At 59.9% G+C, this 25,478-nt stretch carries 20 protein-coding genes; 8 read left to right on the top strand and 12 right to left on the bottom strand.

Translation table 11 applies throughout. The features are described from left to right. Positions 1-165: 165 nt before the first annotated feature. The 4 genes from HGHM_RS17700 to HGHM_RS17680 all read right to left on the bottom strand — a co-directional run bounded on the left by HGHM_RS17700 (position 166) and on the right by HGHM_RS17680 (position 3,569). Positions 166-891, bottom strand: a complete 726-nt coding sequence (locus HGHM_RS17700) for an NHL repeat-containing protein (RefSeq protein WP_026076170.1) — start codon at positions 889-891, stop codon at positions 166-168. Beyond that, positions 863-2,485 (bottom strand): hypothetical protein, encoded by a 1,623-nt coding sequence (locus HGHM_RS22960; protein WP_148415754.1) that lies wholly within the window; start codon positions 2,483-2,485, stop codon positions 863-865. Before HGHM_RS22960 ends, HGHM_RS17700 begins: the two co-directional genes overlap by 29 nt. Before the next feature lie 224 nt (positions 2,486-2,709). Further along, entirely contained in the window at positions 2,710-3,129 is a 420-nt protein-coding gene (locus HGHM_RS17685; protein WP_019142898.1) for a DUF4399 domain-containing protein, read from the bottom strand. Positions 3,130-3,149: 20 nt separating this feature from the next. Continuing rightward, the gene (locus HGHM_RS17680; protein WP_026076168.1) at positions 3,150-3,569 is read right to left on the bottom strand and encodes a DUF4399 domain-containing protein; all 420 of its coding nucleotides are present in this window, start codon (positions 3,567-3,569) and stop codon (positions 3,150-3,152) included. Positions 3,570-3,976: 407 nt separating this feature from the next. On the opposite strand from HGHM_RS17680, the gene HGHM_RS17675 reads away from it, so the two are divergent. Continuing rightward, the gene (locus HGHM_RS17675) at positions 3,977-5,896 is read left to right on the top strand and encodes an SUMF1/EgtB/PvdO family nonheme iron enzyme (RefSeq protein WP_245549292.1); all 1,920 of its coding nucleotides are present in this window, start codon (positions 3,977-3,979) and stop codon (positions 5,894-5,896) included. Positions 5,897-5,901: 5 nt separating this feature from the next. On the opposite strand, the gene HGHM_RS17670 is transcribed toward HGHM_RS17675, so the two are convergent. Continuing rightward, positions 5,902-7,950, bottom strand: a complete 2,049-nt coding sequence (locus HGHM_RS17670; RefSeq protein ID WP_019142895.1) for a serine/threonine protein kinase — start codon at positions 7,948-7,950, stop codon at positions 5,902-5,904. A gap of 543 nt (positions 7,951-8,493) precedes the next feature. Between HGHM_RS17670 and HGHM_RS21765 the strand changes: the two genes are divergently transcribed. The 3 genes from HGHM_RS21765 to HGHM_RS17650 all read left to right on the top strand — a co-directional run bounded on the left by HGHM_RS21765 (position 8,494) and on the right by HGHM_RS17650 (position 9,353). Beyond that, positions 8,494-8,694, top strand: a complete 201-nt coding sequence (locus HGHM_RS21765) for a hypothetical protein (RefSeq protein ID WP_019142893.1) — start codon at positions 8,494-8,496, stop codon at positions 8,692-8,694. Between the two features lie 63 nt (positions 8,695-8,757). Further along, positions 8,758-8,964 carry a hypothetical protein gene (locus HGHM_RS17655; protein ID WP_019142892.1) on the top strand — a complete coding sequence of 69 codons (207 nt, stop codon included), beginning with the start codon at positions 8,758-8,760 and terminating at the stop codon, positions 8,962-8,964. A gap of 101 nt (positions 8,965-9,065) precedes the next feature. Continuing rightward, entirely contained in the window at positions 9,066-9,353 is a 288-nt protein-coding gene (locus tag HGHM_RS17650) for a hypothetical protein (protein ID WP_407635411.1), read from the top strand. 226 nt (positions 9,354-9,579) lie between these two features. On the opposite strand, the gene HGHM_RS21760 is transcribed toward HGHM_RS17650, so the two are convergent. Then, on the bottom strand, positions 9,580-10,347 hold the full coding sequence (locus tag HGHM_RS21760) for a hemerythrin domain-containing protein (RefSeq protein ID WP_245549291.1): 768 nt from the start codon (positions 10,345-10,347) through the stop codon (positions 9,580-9,582). 49 nt (positions 10,348-10,396) lie between these two features. Next, positions 10,397-11,650 (bottom strand): chromate efflux transporter, encoded by a 1,254-nt coding sequence (gene chrA / locus HGHM_RS17640; RefSeq protein ID WP_019142889.1) that lies wholly within the window; start codon positions 11,648-11,650, stop codon positions 10,397-10,399. A 393-nt stretch (positions 11,651-12,043) separates the two neighbouring features. On the opposite strand from chrA, the gene HGHM_RS21755 reads away from it, so the two are divergent. Continuing rightward, positions 12,044-12,247: a hypothetical protein gene (locus HGHM_RS21755; RefSeq protein ID WP_019142888.1), complete on the top strand. Its 204-nt coding sequence runs from the start codon at positions 12,044-12,046 to the stop codon at positions 12,245-12,247. A 373-nt stretch (positions 12,248-12,620) separates the two neighbouring features. Next, complete coding sequence (locus HGHM_RS17630) at positions 12,621-13,379, top strand: PP2C family protein-serine/threonine phosphatase (protein ID WP_019142887.1); 759 nt, start codon at positions 12,621-12,623, stop codon at positions 13,377-13,379. 90 nt (positions 13,380-13,469) lie between these two features. Here HGHM_RS17630 and HGHM_RS17625 read toward each other — a convergent pair whose 3' ends face one another. Together HGHM_RS17625 and ggt are read right to left on the bottom strand one after the other, a co-directional pair. After that, a complete protein-coding gene (locus HGHM_RS17625; protein WP_019142886.1) occupies positions 13,470-13,901 on the bottom strand; it encodes a DUF3806 domain-containing protein in 432 nt (143 codons plus the stop codon). A 1,008-nt stretch (positions 13,902-14,909) separates the two neighbouring features. Next, a complete protein-coding gene (ggt, locus tag HGHM_RS17615; protein ID WP_019142884.1) occupies positions 14,910-16,535 on the bottom strand; it encodes a gamma-glutamyltransferase in 1,626 nt (541 codons plus the stop codon). A gap of 550 nt (positions 16,536-17,085) precedes the next feature. Between ggt and HGHM_RS17610 the strand changes: the two genes are divergently transcribed. Together HGHM_RS17610 and HGHM_RS17605 are read left to right on the top strand one after the other, a co-directional pair. Beyond that, positions 17,086-17,562 carry a chemotaxis protein CheW gene (locus HGHM_RS17610; RefSeq protein WP_019142883.1) on the top strand — a complete coding sequence of 159 codons (477 nt, stop codon included), beginning with the start codon at positions 17,086-17,088 and terminating at the stop codon, positions 17,560-17,562. A gap of 76 nt (positions 17,563-17,638) precedes the next feature. After that, positions 17,639-19,351, top strand: a complete 1,713-nt coding sequence (locus HGHM_RS17605) for a methyl-accepting chemotaxis protein (protein ID WP_019142882.1) — start codon at positions 17,639-17,641, stop codon at positions 19,349-19,351. A gap of 540 nt (positions 19,352-19,891) precedes the next feature. Here HGHM_RS17605 and HGHM_RS17595 read toward each other — a convergent pair. The 3 genes from HGHM_RS17595 to HGHM_RS17585 all read right to left on the bottom strand — a co-directional run bounded on the left by HGHM_RS17595 (position 19,892) and on the right by HGHM_RS17585 (position 25,335). Next, positions 19,892-20,710 (bottom strand): class I SAM-dependent methyltransferase, encoded by an 819-nt coding sequence (locus HGHM_RS17595; RefSeq protein WP_019142880.1) that lies wholly within the window; start codon positions 20,708-20,710, stop codon positions 19,892-19,894. A 270-nt stretch (positions 20,711-20,980) separates the two neighbouring features. Next, positions 20,981-22,279, bottom strand: a complete 1,299-nt coding sequence (locus HGHM_RS17590) for a sigma-54 interaction domain-containing protein (RefSeq protein ID WP_019142879.1) — start codon at positions 22,277-22,279, stop codon at positions 20,981-20,983. Continuing rightward, positions 22,276-25,335, bottom strand: coding sequence for a peptidase domain-containing ABC transporter (locus HGHM_RS17585; protein ID WP_019142878.1), 3,060 nt, complete (start codon positions 25,333-25,335; stop codon positions 22,276-22,278). Before HGHM_RS17585 ends, HGHM_RS17590 begins: the two co-directional genes overlap by 4 nt. Between the last annotated feature and the right edge of the window lie 143 nt (positions 25,336-25,478).

Here is a 25,478-nt window from a genome sequence, read left to right as displayed (position 1 = left end):
GGATGCGGATTAGTCATCTCAGTATGTTTGACGTTAGCCGGAAACGCCAGCAATGCTGGTGTTTCCGGCTGCATTTATTCCAGCAAGTTTGATATGGACCAAGACCCGCATGGGATCAGTCGCAGCGATCTGTCTTCCTTCCTTTCTGTACAATCTTGCATTGCCTTATTGCGTGACGTCGGCATTGCCCACTTCCCCGGCCCGGCCGGCAATGACGCTGATGGCACCGCCCGGATCGAGCCGATCCACCGTGTGCCGCGCTGCATCCGTGAAATAGAGCCTGTCCGCGACCGTATCCAGTGCAATGCCCGTGGCCGTGATCGTGCCGCCCGCCGGGCTCGCCGGGAGCTGGTAGGTGACCAGCGCGCCGGCAACATTGACTCTCACGATCAGCAGGCTTTCGTTGATGAAGAGGTTGCCGGCGTTGTCGATCGCGATGCCGCGCGCATTGACGAGGCCGGTCGACGCATCCACCAGGGTGCTCACCTTGCCGTCCGGCGTGACCTTGCGCACCAGGCTGAAGCCTCCGGCGCTCTGGATATAAGGCAAGTCGGTGACATACAGGTTGTTCAAGGCATCGATGGCAATGCCGCTCGGTCCGGAGCCGGTCGGATCGGACGGGCCGGTGCCGATTGCGGCAAACCGGGACATCTGGCCATTTGGCGTGACTTTCCAGATCACGGCGGCAAGATAGTCCGTCACGAAGATGTTGCCCGTGGTATCCACCACGAGACCATTCGGCAGGTTGAACATGTTCGGGTCAAACAGGATTGTCGTCGGCGTGGCGACCAGGGTCGTGACCACACCCTGCGCGGTGATCTTGCGCAAATCCCGGTTGTCGATCACATAGACATTCCCCTTGTCATCCACGGCAATCGGCCCGGGCGCCATGAACCTGGCCTGGGAACCGATGCCGTTGACGTTTCCTTTTTTCGCCCGCCTTGCCGGCCAGCGTGGTGACCGCGCCATTGGACGCGATCTTGCGGACCGTGAAATTATTTTGGTCGGATACATACAGGTTGCCCTGCCTGTCGCGCGCAATGCCGAACGGCCCGTTGAACCGCGCGGCGGTGGCGTCCAGCAATGGCGCTTGGGCAGGCTGCCCGGCCTGGCTGGTCGGCTGTGCACCGGTGTTGGTGTTTCCGCCGGCATTGCCGCCGTTATTGTTGCCGCTCACCGTGACATTGACGGTATTGACGACGGTGACGATGATCGTGCTCGACGGCGGCGGCTGCACGACCACCGGTTCCGGCGGCGCTTTCTGTTCGGGCGCGATGAAGTTCACGCCCTTCCGGTCACTCGCGGGCGCATACACCGTGTCGCCCGAGTAAGCCAGCGCCACTTCCGCCACGCCGGGCACCGGTGATTTCTGAAACGTGCATTGGGCGGTCGACGTCAAGGGCGTTTGCTGCACCGGGCTCAGCATTCCCTCGCACTGATGCCCCTCGAACTGGAATTTCACCGTGCCGGTCGGCGCCACCGTCGGCTTCGGGGAGAAATTCGATCGGGCGTCGAAGCCGAGCGACAGGATGAAAGTCACCGGATCGCCAGCGACATTCACCTGCTTCATGGTGCTGAGATTGAAATCCACCGGCGCCGTACCCGAATCCGGCGCAACGAAATTGACCGGTTGCCTGGTGCTTGCCGGTGCATAGACGGCATCGCCGGAGTACGAGAGCGCCACTTGCGCGATTCCGGGAGCCGGCGATTTCTGGATGGTGCATTGTCCTGTGGCAGCGAGGCCGGTGGGCGACGGCTGCAGCACTGCATCGCATTGCTGGTCATCGAGCTGGATTTTCACCGTGCCTGTCGGCGGGGAGGTCGGCCGCGGCGAAAAGCCGGAGCCGGAGTTGAATGTCACTATCGCCAGAAAGGTAACCGGCTGGCCGGCAATATTGACCGGCAGAGTGGTGCGCAGCACGAAATCGACCGGTGCTTTCGGACTTGTCGGCGGTGCTGTCCCCGTCGGGGGCGGCGTCACTGTCGTTCCGGGAATGGTCGGCGTCGTGCCGGTCGTTATGGGCGTGGTGCCGGTTGAGGGAGTGCCGGTAGTCGCAGGTGTCGTGCCGGCACTTCCGGGTGCCGTGCCTGTTCCTGCCGTGCCGGTACCGCCGGTGGGTGTGGTGCCGCCTGCCGGCGTCGTTCCGGTCGCGGCGGGTGTTGTGCCGGTACCGGCCGGCGTCGTGCTTGTGCCAGCAGGCGTGGAAGCGGTTCCTGTTGGCGTCGTACCTGTGGTGTCGCCCGGCGCAGTGCCTGTCGGTACGGTATCCGTGGCTGCAGGTGTTGTGCCGTTTGTCGCTCCGCTCGAGGGCGACGGACTGGTTTCCGGATCGGCCGTACCCGGCACGATCGTCGTGGTGGCCAATTGCGTGCCGCCCGATAATGCATTTGCCGGACCATTGCTTCCGTCACCGCCGCAGGCGGCGAGAATGACAGCGAGCAGGCTGGCAAGGCCATATCTGTTGCAAAAGACGTGGAAAGACATCGCGAACCTCTTGCGCAATCAGGAAATGAAGGGCAGCCAGGTTGCACCGCGAGCTGTCAGGGACGGATCGAAGACAAGGGCCGGGACCGGACGCCTTTCGTTCAGCCTAGGCCTGCCATGCATCCCTGTCAGCGCATCAACTATCGGTTACTTAATCGGGATCAAACCAAACGAGGAAGGCAGGGCGGGATCATTAATGCCCCCTATCAGGATGCCAGACGGATTTACTTGATGGTGATCGTGATCTTTTTTGAATAGACCGGCGGGTTGTGGGGAATATGCTTGTCGTCCCCCATCAGCAGTTGCAGGGTATGTTTTCCCGGCGGCAGTTCCAGCTGGGTTTCGGTCTCGCCCATGCCGTAATGCAGGTGGTTCCGGTCGGATGGAATTTCCTGGTCGAAGGGGGGCAGCTCGGTATCGATCAGGAGATGATGGTGGCCGGTATTTGGGAACTTCACGTCTTTCGGTGCCACGCCCATGTCGCGCAAGCCGAACCATACCCGGAAAGGCTTGCCGGCTGCAATCACCTGCCCGTCGTTGGGCCAGCCGATGTAGAGGTGGGCATTGGCCGGCGCCGGAGTGGGACCGGCATAGGCCATTCCGGAAAAAAGAAGAAAGGCGGCAGTCGCATAAGCCTTGGTCATGGTTCCTCCGGAGCTGTCCCTCATCGCACCGTGATCGAGATCTTTTTCGAATACACGGGAGGATCGTGAGGCACGTGATCGTGGTCTCCCAGCAGCAATTGCAAGGTGTGCTTCCCCGGAGGAAGTTCGATGCGCGCCTCGGTTTCTCCCGCACCGAAGTGCAAGTGATTGCGGTCCGACGGAATGGGCTCGTTTATTGCCGGCAGCTCGGTGTCGATCAGCAAATGATGATGGCCCACGTTGGGAAGATTGATGCCTTTCGGGCACACGCCCATGTTGCGCAAGCCCATGCGTACCCAGAATTTGCCGCCTTGAATCACGGCGCCGTTCGGCGGCCAGATGACATAGACTTCCGCATTCTTCGGAGCGGGCGTCCCGGCAGCGGAGGCGAATCCCGAAGCCGCCGCGAGTATGGCAGCGAGCACTACAGTTCTTTGCATCATCATGCCATGCACCTCCTGAAGATGACCCGCCTCGAATGCGTGCATGGAATTGGTGCCAGTGTCCGCCGGGGCGGACATGCGGGCAGGCAGTAGAGGGAGCAAAGGGGGCAGCGCGCGCGATTGCTCGCTGCTCGCGCTAGAACTCTGTGCGAGACACTGTATGAATTTATCAAAGCGACGCGTAGATACTTTGATATAAACAGAATTGTGTGAGCGGGATCAAAGATACATTGGGATGCATATGCCTGCGTTCCAGCCCAGCTTGTCCTTATGCGCAGGCGTTTTCATGAGCCAATCGACATCAACGCCATCACGCCGGGATGAATCGGGCCATGGCGCATCGGCGGACTTCTAAAGGCCAGGCTGTGTGGCGGAAACTTTTGATCGTTTGGATGCTCGGGGCCATGCCCCTGGTCCCGGCCCTTGGTCTCGACGCGAACGCGCAGCCGGACCGTGTTCCGGTTGAGCCTGTTGCGTCGGGTACCGGGCATGCCGAAACCGGAATCGAACCCAGGCGCGTCGCACTCGTAATCGGAAACGAGGATTACCGCGATGATCCGCTCGCCAGTCCGGTCAACGATGCGCGTGCGATCAGTGCCGCGCTGGAATCGAGGGGCTTTGAAGTCATGCGCCAGGAAAACCTGGATGCGCAGGGTATGCAGACAACACTGCGTGAATTCAGCCGGCGCCTCGATGCCGGCGGCATCGGCCTGTTCTATTTCGCGGGCCATGGCCTGCAGGTCCGCGACAGGACGCTGCTGGTGCCTGTGGATGCGGATGAGCGCTTCCCCGCCCGCCTGCTGACGCATGGCATGGACCTGCATGCCATCCTGGAAGCCATGTCGAGGCCCCGGCCGGACAAGCTGAATATCGTCATACTCGACGCCTGCCTGGACAATCCCTTTGGCAATCCCTTTGGCACACCCTCCGCAACACCGGCAGCAAGCCTGCCGGAAACGGCGCAACAGACGATCGTCGCCTATGCCACCCGTCCCGGTGCGCCGGCTGCCGAAGATGCGCGCCACGGGCTCTATACGGCGGCTCTGCTGCAAGCCATCGCCGATCCCGATCTGGATATTGAAGCCATGTTGCATCTGGCTGCAGGGACAGTGCTGCAGAGGAGCAAACAGCGGCAGCTGCCTTGGATGGCATCATCGCTGTCGAGCCGCTTCGCGTTCACCGGGGCCGCACAAGGCAAGCAGGTGCAGACACTCGCATTGACGGGGCAGGAAGCCGCATCCGCGCTGCGCAGCCGCGGCGTCATCCCGAAGGACAGTGCCGAGCAGTACGAGCTCACCTTCTGGGACTCGATCAAGGACAGCACCCACGCGAGCGATTACGAAGCCTATCTGCAAGCCTATCCGAACGGCCGCTTTGCCGCCCTGGCCAAGGCCCGCATCGCCCGCCTGCGCGCGGCTGCCCCGAAAGCCGAGACGCCGCAGGAAGAAGCGCAGCCTGCCACCAAAGCCGCCCCTCCCACCCAGCCCGCGCCCAAGCCGGCTGAACGCGCCCGCTCCGCGCCTGCAAGGAAGGCTGCTCCTGAGCGCGCCAGCCCGGCTCCCGCCGCACCGTCTCAGGCGGAAGCCCCGCCGTCGACAGCGGGGCGCGTCAGCGAACTCAAGGACTGTCCCGAATGCCCGGCACTGATCGGCTTGCCGCATGGGACATTCACCATGGGAAGCAATGCCAGCGATCCGAGTGAAAAGCCGGCCCACCAGGTAACGATCAGGACACCGTTTGCGATCGGAAAATATGAAGTCACGGTCGCGCAATGGAATGCCTGCGCGGACGCCGGTGGCTGCCCGAAGATAGCAGGCGATACGAGCCAGGGCGCCAACATGCCGATGCGGAACGTGAGCTGGGACGATACCCAGCAGTACATGAAATGGCTGGGCAAAGTCAGCGGCAAGCCCTACCGCCTGCCGACCGAAGCCGAATGGGAATTCGCGGCACGGGGCGGCACTTCCACGCGCTACTGGTGGGGCGAGCAGATGAGCAAGGGCAAGGCCAATTGCAAGGAATGCGGCGGGCCGTGGCACCCGGAAGGGCCGGAGAACGTCGGCTCCTTCGCACCCAATCCCTATGGTCTTTACGACATGAACGGCAGCGTATGGGAATGGGTCAGCGACTGCTGGCACAATTCCTTCAAGGGCGCGCCCGGCGATGGCCGCGCGTGGAATGATCCGAATTGCCGGGTGCGGGTGATCCGCGGCGGCTCCTGGCGCGAAGGGGCAAGCTACATGCCCGTGACGACGCGCTTCAAGTACGACGCCAGCGTCCGCCAGGCGCAGAATGGCTTTCGGGTGGCGCGGGACCTCAAATAAGAAACTCAGGGCTTGCGCGGGCGGGTACTGATCTGCACGAAGTCGGCGGCAATCTTGTCCGTTCCGTATTTGGCCGCGATCTGCTTCAGCTGTTTTTCCACTGCCTGCAAGTAATCGCCCCCCGCTTCAGAGTCCGGGCGCAAGCTTTCGAACAGTGGCGCGGGTACGGCAAGCAGCACGATGAGTTCGGTGCCGAACGGCCCGGCAATCACCCAGTTCCCGAGCCCTCCCACCGTCGCCTTGTAATCGGGCGGCGCCTGGTTGGCCCTGGCGCGCCGGCTCGGCACCAGGTGGGCCACGCTGCCATCCAGCGCATAGTAATCGACATAGACAAAGGAATCGTAACCGGGTGTCGTGATGTCAACGACCAGAGCATCCCCTTCCTTCAATTCTGCATTGGGTGCTTTGGTATGGATGGATGCAGCGCCCCCGGCTTGCCGGTTGCTCTTCCAGTACGGCGCAAAGGCATTGATCACCCTGCATTTCTCATCGCTCACCTGCTGCACGTCGAGGTTCAGCGTCTGCACACCGGGCACCGCCTCCAGCATGCCCTTCAGGCGCGCCGCGCCAAAACTCGCCGGAATATACCCCCGGACTTGCAAGGCGTCGCCGTCTACCGAAGGCGCGAGCGCCGAACAGGGTACGCGCTCAAGGACGGGCTGCACGGCAGCGAGCGAGAGTGGAGGTGCGGGTGCCGGGGCCCGCGTGGCATTGTTCGCTGTATTGGTCGCCGCATTGTTCTGTGCCGCGCCTTCGGCGGTCGGAGTTTCGGTGGCCTGCTCCCCGCCTTCCGGATGGCGCGATGTCCAGTAATAGCCGGCGCCCAAGGCAAGCAGCACCGCAAGCGCCAGCGTCGAGCCCGCCAGCGCCAAATACTTGCTTGACCGTCGCTCCCCGCTGATTTCCTGCAGAAAGCGCGTCACCGTGGGCGTGCGGCTGTCGCGATCGAAGGACAGGGCCGCTTTCAGGGCGCGCCATTGCCTTTGGTCGAGATTCTTCGGCCGCTGCGGCTTCATGCCTGCGGCGCGGGCATCGATGGCGGAACGGCGGTCGAAGGGATGCTTCCCGGTCAGCAGCTCATAAGTGATGCAAGCCAGGGCATAGATATCGTCGCGCGGATCCGGCGCGCGGTGTTCCAGCATTTCCGGGCTGGCATAGGCCGGCGTCAGTCCGCCGAGGCTGCCCGGGTCGAACACCGTGGCTTCCGCATCCTCCGCCGGCTTCTGGAATACGCGGGATATACCGAAATCGATGACCTTGACGTCCCCCGTATCCGTAAGAAAGACATTGGCCGGCTTGAGGTCGCAATGCACGAACCCGCGCTCATGCGCATAGGACAGAGCCTTGGCAACGCCGCTGACGATATGAATGGCTTGCGCATAAGGCATGCCTTCGAATCCTGGCATCCTGAGCGTCTGGCTCAGTGGTTTGCCGGCGAGATATTCCATCGTCAGATAGACCGTCGACCCGTCGCGGTCGAAGTCGTACACCGTCACGATGTTCGGATGCGCGAGCGTCTGCGCCTTCTTGGCTTCCCGCTGCAGGGTGATCAGCGATTTCGGATGGCCGCGGAACTGGACATTCAGCACCTTGATGGCGATATACGGCTTGCGGTCGGAAGCCTCCAGCCGGCGCAGGTCGAGCGCCTTGTACACCGTCCCCATGCCGCCGAAGCCGATGCATTCTTCCAGCACGAAGCGGCCGTTCAGGGTATCGCCGATGCCCTTCATCCGGTCCGGCTCCGGTTGCCTGGCTTCAGCATGTACCGGCGAAGCCGGCTGCGGGTCAGCGCGATAGGCGGGCTGGGGCTGCACCCGGGTCGCGTCGTCGCTCGCGTCCTGCTTGGCCTTGACTGCGTGCTCGATCCGCCTCTGCAACTCCGTATATACGTCGGGCGGCAGCTGGGTCCGCGTGTGTTCGTCGCTCAGGATTTCCAGCAGGCGCGCGGGATTGGGTTGTTCTGCCGCCAATGCACGATCAACCTGCGCGAAAAACTCCCGGGGCGACAGGCCGCCGCTCTGGAAGCTGCGAATCGCGTGCGCCAGATTAGCCATTGTTGTTCACACCGAGTTTCCCGGTCGCTCTTTCCTTGCTTCAGTTGTTATGTGTCGCGACCGCCCCGCTCCCATGCTTCTTCATGCAAGACCACACTGGTTCAGACACAGGCGGTACTTGTAAATTCACTGCCTCATTGATGGCTTTGTCAAGCATGATGGCCGGCATGCCGGCGGGCGAATATCCGGTCGTGTCGCGGTCGCTTTTCAGTGTGGATACGCGCCGGCATGCATCGATGCAGAGCGTCAATTTGCACTGTGTAACGTGCACGTATTCATGCGCAATCCCGGCGGGCGAGGCCTGTCGTGACGCGCCGAACAGAGGACTGCATTGTGTTGGTCCGCGCCCGTCATCCGCATGGGCCCGGCATGAGTGCTCTGATTGTCGCCGGCGCTTGACGTTTTTCTATTTCCTTTTGCATTCAAAGGCTTAAGCGTTGACTCTGCAGCCGAAGGCGTGACTGGCACAGTCCCTGCTGTATGTCTGGCGAGCCCAACAAAATGCTCAATCTTCTCAACCCGACTTACTTAAGGAGAATCACCATGTCCACCCTCATGATCAAAGACCTGTCTGTCAGCAAAGACCTCGATAGCAAAGCCATGCTGGCTGTGCGCGGCGGCACCAACGTATCCGTGATCGACCAGAACGGCATCGGCAACGTGGCTGTCGTGACCCAGGTCGACCTGTCGCACCTGGTTACCATCAACAACGACTTCTTCAAGCGGCCGCATCTGCCCTGCTAAATGAAATAGCAATCGAGTCCAATACTCATCACTCTCACCCAAACTTACTCAAGGAGAATCACCATGTCCGCACTCATGATCAAAGACCTGCCCCTCAGCCAGGACCTCGACCGCAAAGCCATGCGCGCCGTACGTGGCGGCACCAACGTGTCCGTCATCGGCCAGAACGGCATCGGCAATGTCGCTTCCGTGACTCAAGTCGACCTGTCCAGCGTACTCACCGTCAACAACAACGGCTACTTCCCCAAGGGACCTCTGTGGCCGCTCTGATCAGGCCAGCATAAGCCTGCGTTCCGCATCCCGGGGAGGAAGTATTCCTCCCCGGGATGCGATGCGTTGATTGCTGACTGACCTATACTGGATGCGGATTCATGCCGATCCCATCTTCCCTTTCCTCCCCGATGGTCGCATCAGACCATCCTTCTCCAAAGGACCATGTCATGGCCAATATCGTCATCAAGGACCTGCCGGACAGCATCGAACTGGATCGCGAAGCGATGCGTGCGATTACGGGTGGTGCCCGTACCCGTGGTCACTCCGTTGCCCCCCGCAGCACCTTATCCCGAGGATCGCGAATCGTCTCCTATCCCACCGGCTTTGCGTCCAGCACATTGTCGAATGCCGACAGGCTGACGACGAGAAGCAAGCTGCTGAAGTAAATCCGCAGACGCCTTTCTCAAAGAGGGACAGCGCGTCAGGAAAGCGCAAAGCACCGGCGTTGTCCGGTACCGCTCTCTCCCGGGCAATGCCGGCTTGCGCGCCGACAGCGTACGGCCGGCTCGCGACTCTTGTTCCGATACAAGCGGTTGAGCCGGAACCTGGCAGCGGCAGTGGAACTTAACGACTATCGGTCCGGGTAAGTGCTACCGGAAACAAATTTCCGCGTTATCTCGGCGGCGTGGGCATGGTGAATTTTGCGATATCGGACAAGCCAAGCTCTTCTTCGATGCTCGTGATTTGCTTGACCGCCTCCTCAAAGCCGTCATGGCCAAAGACCTGCTTTTCGATGCTCTCGAACTGCTCGGCTATTTCGTCATAGGCATTCCCGGACAGCGAATCCTTCCATGCAGTGAAGACAATCGTGTCTTCTCGTGCCGTATGGTGGTCGTACATCAGATTGAATTGCTGTAATGCCTTGGCCAGCACCGGAGCGGTAGCGCTGCCGATCGTTCCACTCTTGGAAACCTGCATCACATAGTCGGTCAGCTCGCGGCCGCGGTCATGCTGTTGTTCCAGTACATCAGGATAGCGGGCCGCGGGTCCCTTGAGCTTTCTTACGGCGGGGAAGATGATTTTTTCTTCGAGGCGGCGTTCATGATAATCCTCGCCAAAGTTGCGGAACAGCCTGGCGGTTTTCGTCAGCGCCGCCGCGGGAACAGATCCGGGCTTCTGCTGCAGCAGCTCGGCTGCAGCAGCGTAGACCAGCAAAGCGCGGCGCAGCACGCCGTGCTCACGCATCAAGTCTTCGTTGGCCGTCACCTTCTTCTCCTGCTCTGCAGCGAAGCTCGGGGTGCCCGGCAATTCAGCGACTGCGAGACCGCTGCTCGCGATCGTCGTGACCAAAAAATCCCTGCGCTTGAACATCGTCATGCCTCCCGGGTGCATAGCGGCGAGCCTTGCGCCGCGGGAGTCCACGGCGAGCAATGCTTGCACGACCAGGAATTCGACGACTGCGGTATGGGCCTGGTTCCGGTTCGCCCGGTCAGATCGCCATTGCCCAGCCCGCGAGCGCAGAGAGGATGACGACAATGACCGGCGAAACCCGCCCGTATACAAGCAAGCCAAACGCTGCCAGGGCCAGGCCGAAGTCGCTGCGCATGTGGATGGCACTGGTCCAGACCGGGTCGTAGAGCGCTGCGGCCAGCACTCCGACAACGGCGGCATTGACGCCTGCCGTTGCCCGTTGCACGGCATCACGCTGCCGCAGTAGTTCCCAGAATGGCAATGCGCCGACGACGAGCAGGAATGCCGGAAGGAAGATGGCGGCCAGCAAGATCAATCCGCCGCCCCATCCACCCAGGGGGCTGGGCATGACGGCCCCAAGATACGCTGCGAACGTGAACAAAGGACCGGGCACCGCCTGTGCCGCCCCGTATCCGGCAAGGAAAGCGTCATTGCCGACCCAGCCGGTCGGAACGACTCCGGCCTGCAACAAGGGAAGCACGACATGCCCGCCGCCGAATACCAGCCCACCGGCTTTGTAGAACACGGAGATGGCGGAAAGCACAGTTGAGTGCGAGGTTGCGGCAACGACTGGCAGGATGCCCAGCAATGCTACGAAGACCAGCAGCAAAACAGCTCCGGTGATCTTGCTGACGCCGTAGTCACGGTGCGTGGCGGCAGGCAGATGATTAACCTTCGATACCCAGCGGCCGATCACGCCGCCCGCTGCAATAGCGGCGATTTGCCCTGCCGCGGAAGGCACGGCCAGCACCAGCAAGGCAGCGCCGATGGCGACTCCCGCCCGGGGGCGGTCGGGGCAAAGCGATTTCGCCATGCCCCATACCGCCTGCGCCACCACCGCCACCGCGACCACCTTGAGCCCATGAACAGCGCCCGACTGCGAAAGGCCTGCCCAATGTGTCACGCCGGAGGCAAACAAGATGAGGGCGATGGCGGATGGCAAGGTGAATGCCACCCAGGCTGCGAATGCGCCGAGCCATCCCGCCCGTCCGAGGCCGAGCGCGATGCTGACCTGGCTGCTTGCCGGGCCCGGCAGAAACTGGCAGAGCGCAATCAGATCGGAGAAGCTTTTGTCGTCGAGCCATTTGCGGCGCTGCACGAATTCGGCCCGAAAGTAACCCAGATGGGCGACCGGCCCGCCAAACGAAGTCAGGCCCAGTTTCAGGAAGGCGAGAAAGACTTCGCCGACCGAACCGCTTCCGGCCTCTGACCGGATATCGTTAACGGCGGGTCCCGTGTCGCGGTGTTGTTCGGTCTGCTTCAATTGGCTCATCAGGTATCACTTGCGGGATTGTTATCGAACGCACTAAGGGTAATGAAAAGAATGAGGACAGTCACCTCCATCCGGAACGATTTAGCAAATTTCCTGCTTCACTTAAGCATGAATGCACGTTACCGTGGCCCGCAGCGCCACAGGCACCGAGATGTCGCACTGTGCCAGACAGTGCGCTGCAAGCTGTTGGCCACCGCCCATCATCTCCATGGCGCCTCGCCAAGCAACGACGCCACTTCGCGCGCTTGACGTTCTTCTATTTCCCTTTTTATTCAAAGACTTGGGTCATGCCAGCGAAGGCAGGGCCGCGACTGGCACAGTCCCTGCTGTATGTCTGGCGTGTGCAATCAAATGCTCACAACTCTCAACCCAACTTACTCAAGGAGAATCACCATGTCCGCACTCATGATCAAAGACCTGCCCCTCAGCCAGGACCTCGACCGCAAAGCCATGCGCGCCGTACGTGGCGGCACCAACGTGTCCGTCATCGGCCAGAACGGCATCGGCAATGTCGCTTCCGTGACCCAGGTCGATCTGTCCAGCGTGGTTACCGTCAACAACGGCTACTTCCCCAAGGTTCCGATGTGGGCGTTCTGATCAGGCCCTCATAAGCCTGCAAGCGTGCCGCAGCGGGAGAAACATTCCCCGCTGCGGCGCGGCTTTTGCGTACCGGCCGTGACGATGTCGGCACCACCTGCTTCTCCCTGTCTCAACAGCTCAATGAACGCTGCCATGCCGCTCAACAATCGCGCATTGTCAGCATTCCATCTTGAGACGCTGCAAGGCGTGAGCCAGGTCACACTCCGCACACGATCCCCTCTCCGCAGAGGCTGGAATTTCCTACAATACGACAGGCTGCCCATGCAGCTCCTGGTATCCGTCAACCATGTTCACGTCGCCATGCATTGGCCTTGCGCCGACTGAGGTGGTCCCCTGTTATTGAACGAACTCCAAGCAGCGCCTTCAACGAATGCAATTTCGCTGGACATCAGCTTCCCTTTCCCACACAGGCCGGGTCCGCCAGCGCAACGAGGATGCGTGCCTCGACCAGCCGGACCGTGGCATATGGGCTGTGGCCGACGGCATGGGCGGGCATGCGTCCGGCGATCTCGCAAGCCGCATGATTGTCGATACCCTGAACGCGCTTCCTCCCCCGAATGACCTGCTGGAATTCCTTGCTGCTGCACGCAACGGCCTGCAGGCCGTAAACCATCAGCTTCGCACCGAAGCAGTCAACCGGAACGTGCCGATCATCGGCAGCACCGTCGTCGTGCTGCTTGCATGTGGCCACCATTGCGGCTACCTGTGGGTGGGCGACAGCCGCATCTATCGCTTGCGCAATGGCCGGCTGAAGCAGTTGACGCGCGACCACAGCCAGGTCGAAGAACTGATGGCCAGCGGCAGGATCACTCCCGAAGAAGCCCTGCAGCACCCTGCCCGCAACCTGATCACGCGGGCCATCGGCGCCGATGACCTGCTGGAGCTGGAAGAAGAAACGACTCAGGCCAAGGATGGCGACATGTTCCTGCTGTGCAGCGACGGCCTGAGCAATGAAGTGAGCGAGCAGGAAATGCGCGATGTGCTGGCGGCCGGCGACTGCGATCAGGCCGCCTCGGCACTGGTCGACCTGGCGCTCCGGCATGGCGGGCGCGACAATATTTCAGCGGTGGTGGTGCGTGCGGAAGATGCGGACCATGGCGAGAGGACGGTGCTGAATCCGGCGCTGTGAACGGATGCGCAAGATACGCTCAGCGTGCTTTCGCTGCATCGTTCATGCGCCAGCCTGCCGCCTGTATTGCACGAAGTGGCTTATCGCTCTTCAAAATCCGTTTGCGGCCATCTCCTCTACCCTGCCGGCAATGCCGTTGTAGAGATCGAAAATGTCGACCTCGTCCCCACGCTCGATCCGCTTGGAAATCATCGTAAACGGGTACAGAATGATGCTCGTGTCCCGATATCGGATGGCCGGGTCCCGGCCCTGCTCATCTTCGACAATCACCCATTCAAAAACCATGTCCTGCACGAATGCATCGCCCGGCACCACGCCCATGCACTGCAGTTCATAGCTCTGCTCCGGCTTGAATACCCTGGCCTCCAGCAGGGCTCGCAGGGTCCCTAGCTTTCCTGCTGCCGTCTGGTACCTCTTCCTTGATTCTTCATCGGCAAGGTAGTGCTCGACAACGGCTCTTTGCTTGTCCAGCTGTGCCCGGTCTTCGCCTGCAAGCGAAAAGATGGATGGGACTTCCGCCAAGATTGTCTCCTTTTAAGCGGTGCATTGGTTTTCTAAGATAGGTGCAGGTCCGCACGATTCGAAATACCGCGTCTACATTTGGTAGAGAACGTGTTCTAGACTAGCATCGTCGTTCGTATACATCGCATCGGCATTGCTCAGATCTCTGTCATGCGCACCAATCTCGCCGATGCGCTCGCCATTCTTGATAACAACTGTAACGTGCGAGCTCCGGGATACGAAACCAATGTGCCGGCGAAATTACCCTCAAGCGAATTCAATGCCCTTTGACGCGATTGCCAGAACGTGGACACCAAAAAATGCTATATCCGGTTTCACCCCTGCGCCATCCGGCCATCGTGGGTCCGTTCGCAGTGCACGCTGATCTTACGTATCTGGCCGATGAGCAGCAGGTATCGGTCACGACGCGTCGTCAGGCACTTTGCGCGCTGCCTTTTTTTACGAGAATGTGTTGCGGGTGGCCTTGCCTCGACTTGCCAACCTGCGCCAGCTCCAAGCTGCTGGGGCGACCCACTGTACTGGCGCCATAGGAGAGCTAAAGCGTAGCTTTGCTCAATTGGAAGATGTGGACCTGCTAATTGCCCGTCTGCTATATCGCGCTGGCATGCGCCCTCAGTCAATGGATAGTCTTCGCTTGGTCCAGTATTTCATCAGTCTATTCCTTGAAACCGGAAGCGCACTCAATCGATTTATCGATGAGTGAATTTTGCGAACAGCGGCATTCGACGTAATTGGGAAGATGGGCACGGCCGCCGGATTGGCGCGCCAGATAGCCAGGACAGGACTCGGCTACATTGCCAGAATCCGGTCGCGACACCGAAATTTTGCTGCAGGTATTCCAGCGAGCCCCAACTGCTCAACTGTGCAGTTGAGGATCGCAGGTTGCATTTGCCGAAGTTGTTCAAATGCAGGGTCAACTTTTGTCGCTACATTGCGCGACGTTTCAAGCAACATTGCTGGGTACCCGGTGATCCGGCCACCGAGTACCCTTGCGGTAGCTCGGAGGCCTTAGAAGCCGGCAGCCAAGCCGTCGCCGCGCGGATCGGTCGCGCCGTAGCGCACGCCGGTGACTGGGTCAATCAGAATGGCGCCTGCATGCCCCATCGCATCCGTAAAGTTGTCGACGACTTTGACCGGATGGCCGCGCTTTTTCAATTCCTCGGTCACTGCTGCCGGCACCCTGCCTTCGATCTTCAAGTCGTTGGTGGAAACGCCCCAGGTGCGGCCATGCAGCCAGCGTGGACCATTGATCGCGTCTTGCGGGCTCATGCCAAAGTCGACGATACGAGTGACAATTGCCGCTTGCGTCTGCGGTTGCCCTTCACCACCCATGGTGCCGTACACCAGGTAAGGCTTTCCACCTTTCATCAGCATGGCTGGGTTAAGCGTATGGAATGTGCGCTTGCCTGGCTCTAAATGATTCACGTGCTGCGGGTCGAGTGAAAAAAAGCTGCCGCGGTTTTGCAGCAACACGCCCGTACCAGCCGGAACGATGGCCGAACCGAAGTCATGGTAAATGCTCTGGATCAGGGACACGGCGTTGCCCTGGCTATCCACAATGCCGAACCAAACTGTATCGCCTTTGGGTTCGAGCGGCTTGACTGTGGCAGCGGCTTGGGCCATTTTGATGCGGGCAGCCTGTTCCTGACCATGCTTCGGTGACAGCAGGTAGTCCAACGGAATCTTGACGAAATCCGGGTCGGACAGGTACTGATCGCGGTCGGCAAAAGCTTCCTTGGTCGCTTCGATCAGCATGTGGTAATAATCAGCACTGCCTTCGCCAGCAGCCTTGACATCCAAGTTGTTGAGGATGTTGAGGATTTCCAAGGATGCAAATCCTTGCGTGTTGGGCGGGAAGTTATAGGCGACGGTGTCACGATAATTCACATGCAGCGGTTGCACCCAGTTAGCGGTATGCTGCGCGAAATCTTTCTTGGTCAGTACACCGCCATGCGCCTGCAGGTCTTGCACGATCTTGTCGGCAATCGGTCCTTGGTAAAACGCCTTCGCGCCATCCTTGGCGATCAGTCGCAGTGACGCAGCCAATTCTGGCAGCTTCATGATTTCGCCAGCATTGTAGGGCGAGCCATCGGCTTTGAGGTAAGTCTTTTTAAATCCTTCGAAGCGCTGCAGGTTGCGGAACTCCGAGTCCTTCGGATCCACGTTGATCTTGCCCCACATTTCCAGGGAGGGTGTCACCACGAACCCATTTTCGGCGTAGCCAATAGCGGAATCGAGCAGGCGGCGCCATTTCATCTTGCTTCCCATGCTCGCTTGCGAGTAGCGATAGGCCGCGTCCCAGCCGGATACGGCGCCGGGCACCGTATTGGCTGCCAGATAGCCTCGCGACGGAATCTTGGAAAATCCCTGGTTCTTGTAGAAAGCGATGGTGGCCTTTTCGCCAGCGCGACCGCTTGCATTCAGCGCGCGCAGCTCGCCCGTTTTTGCGTTGTAGATCAGCCAGAAATTGTCGCCGCCAATGGTATTCATTTGCGGATAGACCACTGCCAGGGTCGAGGCTGCCGCGATGGCGGCGTCAACTGCCGTGCCGCCTTCCTTCAACACTTGGACAGCTGCCTGAGTCGCCTGGTAGTTGGAAGTGGTAACCATGGCTTGCGTCGTGGCCGGATTCATGCAGCGCGACGGCGTATCGCAATATTTACCGGTTTGCTCGACTGCCTGTGCACTGGCCGCCGCTAGTGTTAGCGCCAGCAGTGCGGGGAATGGGGCTGACTTCGGGTGCAACATTGACTACTTCTCCTTAATAAATAAAGCGCGCATCAAGACAAATGATGCCGCGCGGCAATATTACGCTTTATTCATTACAAACAGGTCAATTAGTAATGTCTCGCTGACATGTATTTGAAACAAACGGTAACAACTCTGTCGCTTACGAATCGGGATGAGCTCGCTGAAATACTCTCCCAATTGTCAGTGTGATAGGCGCAGGTCGCTCGCTCGTACTCACTCATAGCACCAGACAACACCGCTTTCTCCCAACTTCTCATTGGATCGCCACTGTGTTGAAGCGACTATCCTATTTCTGTTTCCCCCAATTAATCTGAAGAAGGACCTAAAGTCCATGCGCGCGCCGTCGTTAACGGCTGCAGTGGGATCGAGTTCTTTGCAATCAAGCGGAACGCCTTCGCTACGACTTTACGATTTTCAGAATGGAAGCTGTGTCATGCAAAATGAGCAACAAGGCAGTTCTGCCGTCGAATCTCTCGCCTTCCGACTCGGCGGAGAAGAATATGGCATCAATATTTTGAAAGTGCAGGAGATCCGCGGTTATGAAGCGGTGACGCGGATTGCCAATGCCCCGGATTTCATCAAGGGCGTGATCAACCTGCGCGGGGTGATCGTGCCGATCATCGACATGCGCATCAAGTTTCAGCTGGGCACGCCCAGCTACGACCAGTTCACGGTCGTCATCATCCTTAACATCGGCGATCGGGTCATCGGTATGGTGGTCGACAGCGTGTCGGATGTCATTACATTGACCAGCGAACAGATCAAGCCGGCACCGGAAATGGGGACCGCACTCAACACCAATTACATCACCGGTCTGGGCACTATCGATGAGCGCATGGTCATCTTGCTGGATATCGACCAGCTCATGTCCTCTGCAGAAATGGGGCTCATCGAGAAACTGGCAGCTTGATTTGTCACTGTACGCAAATTAGTTGACGGGGAAACCCTAAAGCCTATTCATCAACACCTTAGTTTTGGAATCAATAATGTTTTTCACCAATATGAAAATCGGCATGCGCCTTAGCATGGCCTTTGCAGCCGTACTCGTACTGACTTTGTTTCTAACCTTGATCGGAATAATGCGGCTTCAGGATGTTGCAAAAGCCAAGAATGAAATGGATATCGCTATCCATAAAGCGCGGCTCAGCGAGAGGTGGTATGCCGGGAATATCGGGAATGATGGTCTGACTGAAGCCAGACTGAGAGCCACCGATGCCAAGGACGATGAAGAAATCGCTGCCAGAATGAAGGCGAGAAGCGCCGAGATCACTAAGATCCAGGAAGAGCTGAAACCCATGATTCAAAGTGAGGAAGGCAAGAAGATTCTCGCCACCATTGGGGAGCGCCGCAAAGAATATATAGACATTCGAACCCAGGTCTTTGCCATGCGAGACAATCCAGGCAAGGATCCGGCAGCCTTCAAAGCGCTCATTGAGGGCAAGATGAGCCCCGCTATGGCCGCGTATGACAAATCGGTTCAGGACTTGGTTAAACTCCAAGATGGCATTTTCGAAGACGCAAAAGCGGCAGTGGATGAGGCGGTCGATTCGGGTAAAGCATTTCTGATGGTGTGCGGTGGCGTAGCGCTTGCCCTTGGTGCCTTGCTGGCGTGGCTGCTGACGCGCAGTATTACCGTGCCATTGCGTGAAGCGGTGGAAGTCGCTCGCACCGTTGCCGACGGCGATCTCAGCCGCAATGTTGTCGTCGCGTCCAAAGACGAGACTGGCGAACTCATGCAGGCGCTCAAGACGATGAATGAGAACCTGAATAAGATTGTTGCGCAGGTTCGGTCTGGCACAGATACCATCGCGACGGCGTCGAGCCAGATTGCAGCCGGCAACCAAGATTTGTCGTCGCGTACCGAAGAACAAGCCAGCTCGCTGGAAGAGACTGCCTCCTCAATGGAAGAGCTGACTTCGACCGTGAAGCAAAATGCCGACAATGCGCGTCAAGCCAATCAGCTGGCTGCCTCTGCGTCTGACATTGCCGCCAAGGGCGGAACAGTCGTAGGTCAGGTAGTCGGCACCATGGCCTCTATCAATGAGGCATCGAAGAAGATCGTGGACATCATTGGCGTGATCGATGGTATTGCATTTCAAACCAATATATTGGCCTTGAATGCTGCTGTCGAAGCGGCACGAGCTGGCGAACAAGGGCGCGGCTTTGCAGTTGTGGCGAGTGAAGTGCGTAATCTTGCCCAGCGCTCGGCTGCGGCAGCCAAGGAAATCAAAGCTCTCATTAGCGACTCCGTGGACAAAGTCGATATCGGCGCGAAGCTGGTGGATCAGGCAGGAACCACGATGGAAGAGATCGTGGACAGTATCAAGCGCGTGACAGACATCATGAGCGAGATTGCCGCCGCAAGTCAGGAACAGACCGCGGGTATCGAACAGGTCAATCAGGCTATCAGCCAGATGGATCAGGTAACACAGCAGAATGCTGCATTGGTCGAAGAAGCGGCTGCGGCTTCGGAAGCCATGCAAGATCAAGCCGGAAAACTCGCTGAAGTTGTCAGCGTGTTTAAGCTTCATGCCACGCAAGCTGCTGCCGTTGCAGAAGCGCCGAAGAAGACACAATTTTCTGTCACATCGGCGACGCCGTTGAATCAGAAGTCAAGTTCTACTGTATTGGCTGCTTTGCCGCCCCATCGTCCGAACAGGGTTGATCCCGCCACTAATGAAGAGTGGGAGCAGTTTTGACTTGCCTATCTCAATTTGCGAACGCCAAATACTAAACCGTCTTTGGATAGGAAAGCGTTAAAAAAAGGCCGCCCGCATAGGGCGGTTTTTTTATGGATCGTCTTTATAAGGGTGATAGTCTTTCCGTGGAGCGGCGTTGCCGCGGCGAATTGTCAGCTGATTGACGCTGCATAGCTGTCCGCTGCTGCAACGAACCCATCATCTTCTGATTCTACGAATGCGAACAACGACTTATTCAGATCTTTGAACGGGCCGGTCCCGTCGACTTCACTTGCTTCCCTGCCGGACTCCAACGCTATTTTTCAGTCGCCATGGTCACGCGGCTACGATCCGCAAAAAACTGCCATGGCGCTTTCGCTCAGCGTTGCGGTCTGCGGCATGCCAATTACGCAAAAAGCTTCTTCGCTCCGCGGCGCCGGTACTCCGATGCTGTTTGAGAAACACGGATCGAACCCGCCGTCGTCAATATTCGACTGACACCAGGGGGCCGCGAACATTGCAGATGTTATGTCCGCTGTCATGGCCTGCCCTGCCGAGCCATCATTTTTCGACAGTGATGACGTGCGCCTGTATCTTTCCGTTCACAATACCGTTTCCGAACCGAGCGGCAATGGCATTTGCCGCGACGTCGGTCGCTTCGTCCAGCCGCGAGGCATCGCGTGCCTCGATCTCGTTACGCAACGGCGTCCCCTGGCAATAGGCGAACGCGGGCATCCTGGGCGAGTCGGCCCGGCTGCGGGCCGCGAGCGTGGTGAATGCGGGCGTTCGGGTGAAGCTGCCGCCCGCGAGATCACGGGCGACGGCTGCCAGGTCGTGATAGCCGTGCGGTGTGCGCGCCATGAAACGCGGCGGGTCGTCGGGGAACAGGGTTGCGAGGGCTGCCGTCACGATGTCGGCAAATTCATTTTCTTCGATCTTGTCCCAGACGCTGAAAATGAAGGTTCCGCCCGGTTTAAGCACGCGGCGCGCCTCGGAAAACGCCTTCGGCTTGTCCGGGAAGAACATGGCGCCGAACTGGCATACGACGGCATCGAATGCTTCGTCCGGGAAGGGCAGTTGCATCGCATCCGCGAGACACCATTCCACTGGGCGGCTGGTCCCAATGGAAGACGCCATGTCGAGCATCGGCTGGTTCAGGTCGGTGGCGATGATCGCGGCCTGCTCGGGCAACACGGACGCCAGGGCGCGGGTCACGACACCCGTGCCGGCGGCGATCTCCAGCACGCGCGCGAGAGGTCTTGACGCCAGCCGGCGCGCCATGTCGTCGGCGTAAGGCTGGAAGATCAGCGGAACGAGATGGGTTTCATACAGCTTCGGGATGGAGCCGCTGAAGGCTTTGTCGGTGTCGGTGCTGTTCATCGCGACTTCCTTGAGGATGGCTTAGGGGACATTCTTGCTCGCAATCGGCGCTGCGGAAAAAGGCCGGCTGCATCCAGGAGCGCCTAGAGTCATTCCCATCGCTCAAACGCCACTAGATACGCCCTTGCTGAACAGGCTGCGCAGATCTTCACGGCCAAATATCCCGGTTTTGTCCGGAGGTAGGGTGCGCCGTGCGCACCATGCAATTCCGGTGCGCACGGCGCACCCTACCTCCCTGTTTCGCTTTCACGCTCGTGAAAACCGTCGCAATCAGCCGCCCTTCCCGCCCTGCGTCGCCGCCTGCTTGCGAAAGTCCTTGGAATGGATGCCGTGCTTCTTCAACAGCATCTGCAAGTGGGACCGGTTCATGTCACAACGCCTTGCCAGTTCCGCCACCGTGCCGCCGACTTCCTGCAAGCCGCGCTCGAGGAAGGCGCGTTCCGCCTCGTCGCTGGCGGCGCGCTTGGCATCGCTCAGCGAAACGGGAATCGTCATGCCGTTTCCGACTGCCGCGCCATCGGGTGTCGCAGGGAGAGTTGGCCGCGGCCGGATGTCTTCCGGCAGATGCCCCAGATCCGCCACTTCCCCGGCGAGGCAGGAGATCCGGTAGATGAGGTTGCGCAGTTCACGGATGTTGCCCGGGTAGGCATAATTCAACAGAAAGTCACGCAGCCGCGGCGTCATCTTGATCGGGCGGCGCTTGAGCGCCTCGGCCGCTTCGTCGCCGAAGTACTGGACCAGCAGTGGAATCTCGTCGCGGCGCTCGCGCAGCGGCGGCAGCGTCACGTGGATGACGCTGAGCCGGTAGAACAGGTCTTCCCGGAACCTGCCCTCTTCGCTCAGGCGGCGCAAGTTCTTGTTGGTGGCGGCAACGATGCGGGCATCGACGGAAATGGCCTCATCCGATCCGACCCGCTGGATTTCATGGGATTGCAGCACGCGCAGCAGCTTCACCTGCCCGGTCAGCGGCAACTCGCCGATCTCGTCGAGGAAGATGGTGCCCTTGTGCGCGCTTTCGAACTTGCCCTTGCGGTCATTGGCCGCGCCGGTGAAAGCGCCCTTCTTGTGGCCGAAGAGTTCGGATTCAATCAGGCTGTCGGGAATCGCGCCACAGTTGACGGAGATGTAGGGCATGTCGGCGCGCGCACCGTTGGCATGGATGACTTTGGCCATCAGTTCCTTGCCGGTGCCGCTTTCGCCGTCGATCAGGACCGGCAGGTCGGTGGGTGCGGCCTTTTCCGCGATCTCGAGGGCATCGAGCAGTTTCGGGTTGTCGCCGAAGGTCCCCTCGAACGCGAAGCTGCGCTCCAGCAGAGCCTGGCGGCGCGCGCTTGCCGATAGTTCGATCTCAATCGGTTCGGCGGTCGCCGCCTGCACGAAGCGCTCCTTGTGCGACAGCTGCATCACTTCGTCGCGCAGCGCGCCGGTTTGCCGCAGCAGCTTTTCGATTTCCGGCCGCTCCAGGCGCGATGCCCAGCGCAGGGTCGAGCGCAGGATTTCGATCTTTTCGATCAGGCCCGCATAGGACATGGCGGAGCCGCTCTTGATGCCGGGATTGTAGAGTTTCATGCTGCGCTCAATTGTTTCTGGACCAGCTGGTAATACATGCCGCGCCTGCCCACCAGTTCCTCGTGCCGGCCCTGCTCGACCACCGCGCCTTCGTACAGCACGAGGATCTTGTCGGCGCGCATGATGGTGGACAGGCGGTGCGCGATAATGACGGCGGTGCGCCCGCGCAGGATCTCGCTCATGTTGCCGATGATGTTGCTCTCGGATTGGGTATCGAGGGCGGACGTAGCTTCGTCGAACACCAGCAGGCGTGGATCGTGGTAGAGCGCGCGGGCGATGCACAGGCGCTGGATCTGCCCGCCGGACAAGCCCATGCCGCGCTCCCCCACCACCTGTTCGTAACCGAGCGGCATCTTGCTGATGAAGGCATGCGCATCCGCCATCTTCGCCACTTCCTCGATACGGCGCCGATCCGGGCTCTCGTCGCCGCTGGCGATATTTTCCGCAATCGTCCCGGAGAACAGCAGGTTGCTTTGCATGACATAGCCGACCTGGGCGCGGTAGTAATCCTTGTCGATCACGCTCATGTCATAGCCGTCCACGATCACCCTGCCCTCGGTGGGCGGATAAAAGCCGACCAGCATTTTCGCCAGCGTGGTCTTGCCGGAACCGCTGCGGCCGACGATGGCGACCAGCTCACCCGGCTTGATATCGAGGCTGATGTTTTCCAGCACATACGGCGTTTCATTGCCGCCATAGCGGAAATAGATGTTCTCGAGCCGGATCTCGCCCTGCAGGTCGGGCAGCAGCACGCGTGACGGCAAGTCTTCCGGTTTCTGCTCCGGCTCCATTTCGAGCACATCGCCCAGGCGCTCCATGGCGACGATGGCATCGTTCAGGCGGCTCCATAGACTCACCAGCCCCATCAGCGGCGCCAGCACGCTGCCCATCAGGGCGTTGAAGGCGACCAGCTGGCCGATGGTCAATTCATGCGCCAGCACCAGACTGGCGCCGACCCACAGGATGGCCACCGTGGTGGCGGCATTGAGCAGCTGGCCGGCGAAGGTGACAAGAATATTGAAGACTTGCGCCCGGTACTGCACGTCCAGCGCCTTCGCATATTTCTTTTCCCATTTCAGGCGCACCGGCCGTTCGATGCCCATGCCCTTGACCGTTTCCACGCCGCCCAGGGTTTCCATCAGAAAGGCTTTGGCATCGGTGCCGGACGTGAAGGTTTCGCGCGCATAGTTCTTCACTCGCGGCGTCGCGAGCACGGTGAGTGCCAGGATCGGCAGCACGAAGGCGATCAGCACCAGGGTCATCTTCACGTTGTACAGAAACATGATGGTGAAATAGATGAACACCATCAGCAGGTTCAGCAGCGTGGTGACGGTCGATTCCGTGAGGAAGGCGCGGATCGTCAGGTTTTCCTCGAAGCGGGCCAGCACATCGCCCGCCTTGCGCTTGGCGAAGAAGGAAAACGGCAGGGACATGGTGTGCTTGAAGAACTGCGACATCATCGCGAAGTCCATGTTGCGCACCATGAAGTTGGCGAGGAAGGCGCGGATTGCCGTCATCAGCTGGGTGAACAGGTTGGAAATGATGAGGCCGGCGATCAGCAGGTGCAGCAGGCCGACGTTCTGGTGCACGATGACGCCGTCGAGGATGTTCTGGATGATCAGCGGCGGCACGATGCCGAGCATCTGGATCACGAAGGTGGCGAGGAACAGGTGCGCCAGGATTTTCTTGTAAGGCTTGAGGTAAGCCGCGAAGCGGATCCAGGGCGAGCGCGACGCCGCCAGCTGCACCAGGTTCTGGCCGGGCGTGAACACGAGGCAGGTGCCGTTCCAGCCGCGCTCGAATTCTTCCACGCTCATCTTCCTGAACCCGACCGCCGGGTCCGCCACCCACACCTGCTGCTTCGAAATGCCATACACCACGACATAGTGATAGCCCTCCCAGTGCACGATGAAGGGCAGCTCGAAGCCGAGCAATGCTTCATAGGTGCACTGGACACCGCGCGTGATGAAGCCGAGCGCTTCGCCGGCGCGCGCGAGGCTGTCGAGGGTCGCGCCCTGGGTGGTGACGTTCGCCAGTTCGCGCAGCTTGCCGAGGGTCATGGAAATGCCGTAGTGCCGGCACAGCATGGCGAGACAGGCCGCGCCGCAATCCATTTCCTCGGCCTGCTCGACCCAGGCAAAGCGCTTGATCAGCCTTTCGCCGAACTCGGGGTTGGACTTCAGGTCGAGCGTGACCGGCCGCTTGCGCCGTTCCGCGAGTTTCTTTTGCCGCTGCAATTCCCGCTCGATGAAGCGGATGCGGTCTTCCAGCACTTCGCGCAGCTTCGGATTGCGCTCTAGGACCTGGTGCACCGTCTTTTCCGGGATGACCAGCAGCGTGGTATCGGTGCTGGCGATTACGGTCGCCATCTGTTCCTGGCGCATCAGGCACGCCTTCTCGCCGAAAATCTCGCCCTGGCGCAAGGTCGCCAGCGGATATTCCGTACCATCCTCGCGGCGCACCACCCGCACTTCTCCCTGGCGGATCACATACAGCCGGCGATCGTCGCGCGCATCCTGCTGCAGGATTTCCTTGCCGGCCTGCACGCGCTTGACGCCGACACTGCGGATGACTTCCTCCAGCTCGCCCTTGTTCACCTTGCCGCGCAGGTCGAACAGCCGGGTGACGAAGCCGCCGGCCGAGCTGATTGCGACATAGCTGGTGATGAAATCCAGGGCGGCGCGGTTCTGGGCGATCACCGGCGCGATTGCTTCGCGCGCGATGAACAGCAGCTCGGTCTTGACCGAGGCGCGCACCGAGGATTCATGCCAGTGCTCGCGCAGCATGGCGAGCTCGGCGAATACCTCGCCCGCCTTGCGCACGCCCATGCTGATTTCCTTGCCCTGCTCTTCGGTGAAGATGCGGACCGAACCGGACTTGATGACGTACAGTCCGCCGGCGGGTTCGCCGGCATTGCACACCGTATCGCCGAATGCATAAGACTTGGATTGGGCATGCGCGGCCAGCGCCTCGATCTGTTCGCGCGTGAAGGGCGACAGGATTTCCACGGACGCCAGGAAATCGGCAAGGGACTGCGGTTTGGGTGATGCGTCCATGTACTTGTCGGCTGGATGTTCGCCTCTTCCACTTCACGGTGGAGCTTAGGCTGGAAATGGGTTTTGGCGGTTTCAGCATCGCCAATGTTCAACCCATCCCTGGGCTAGCCTCCACCTCGCAGCTTGCAAGCCGCTCGGACCCC

Source organism: Noviherbaspirillum massiliense JC206 (genome assembly GCF_000312045.1).
Lineage (GTDB): Bacteria > Pseudomonadota > Gammaproteobacteria > Burkholderiales > Burkholderiaceae_D > Noviherbaspirillum > Noviherbaspirillum massiliense.
Note: the sequence above shows the minus strand (reverse complement) of the source record. Positions and strands in the feature narration are given on the sequence as shown.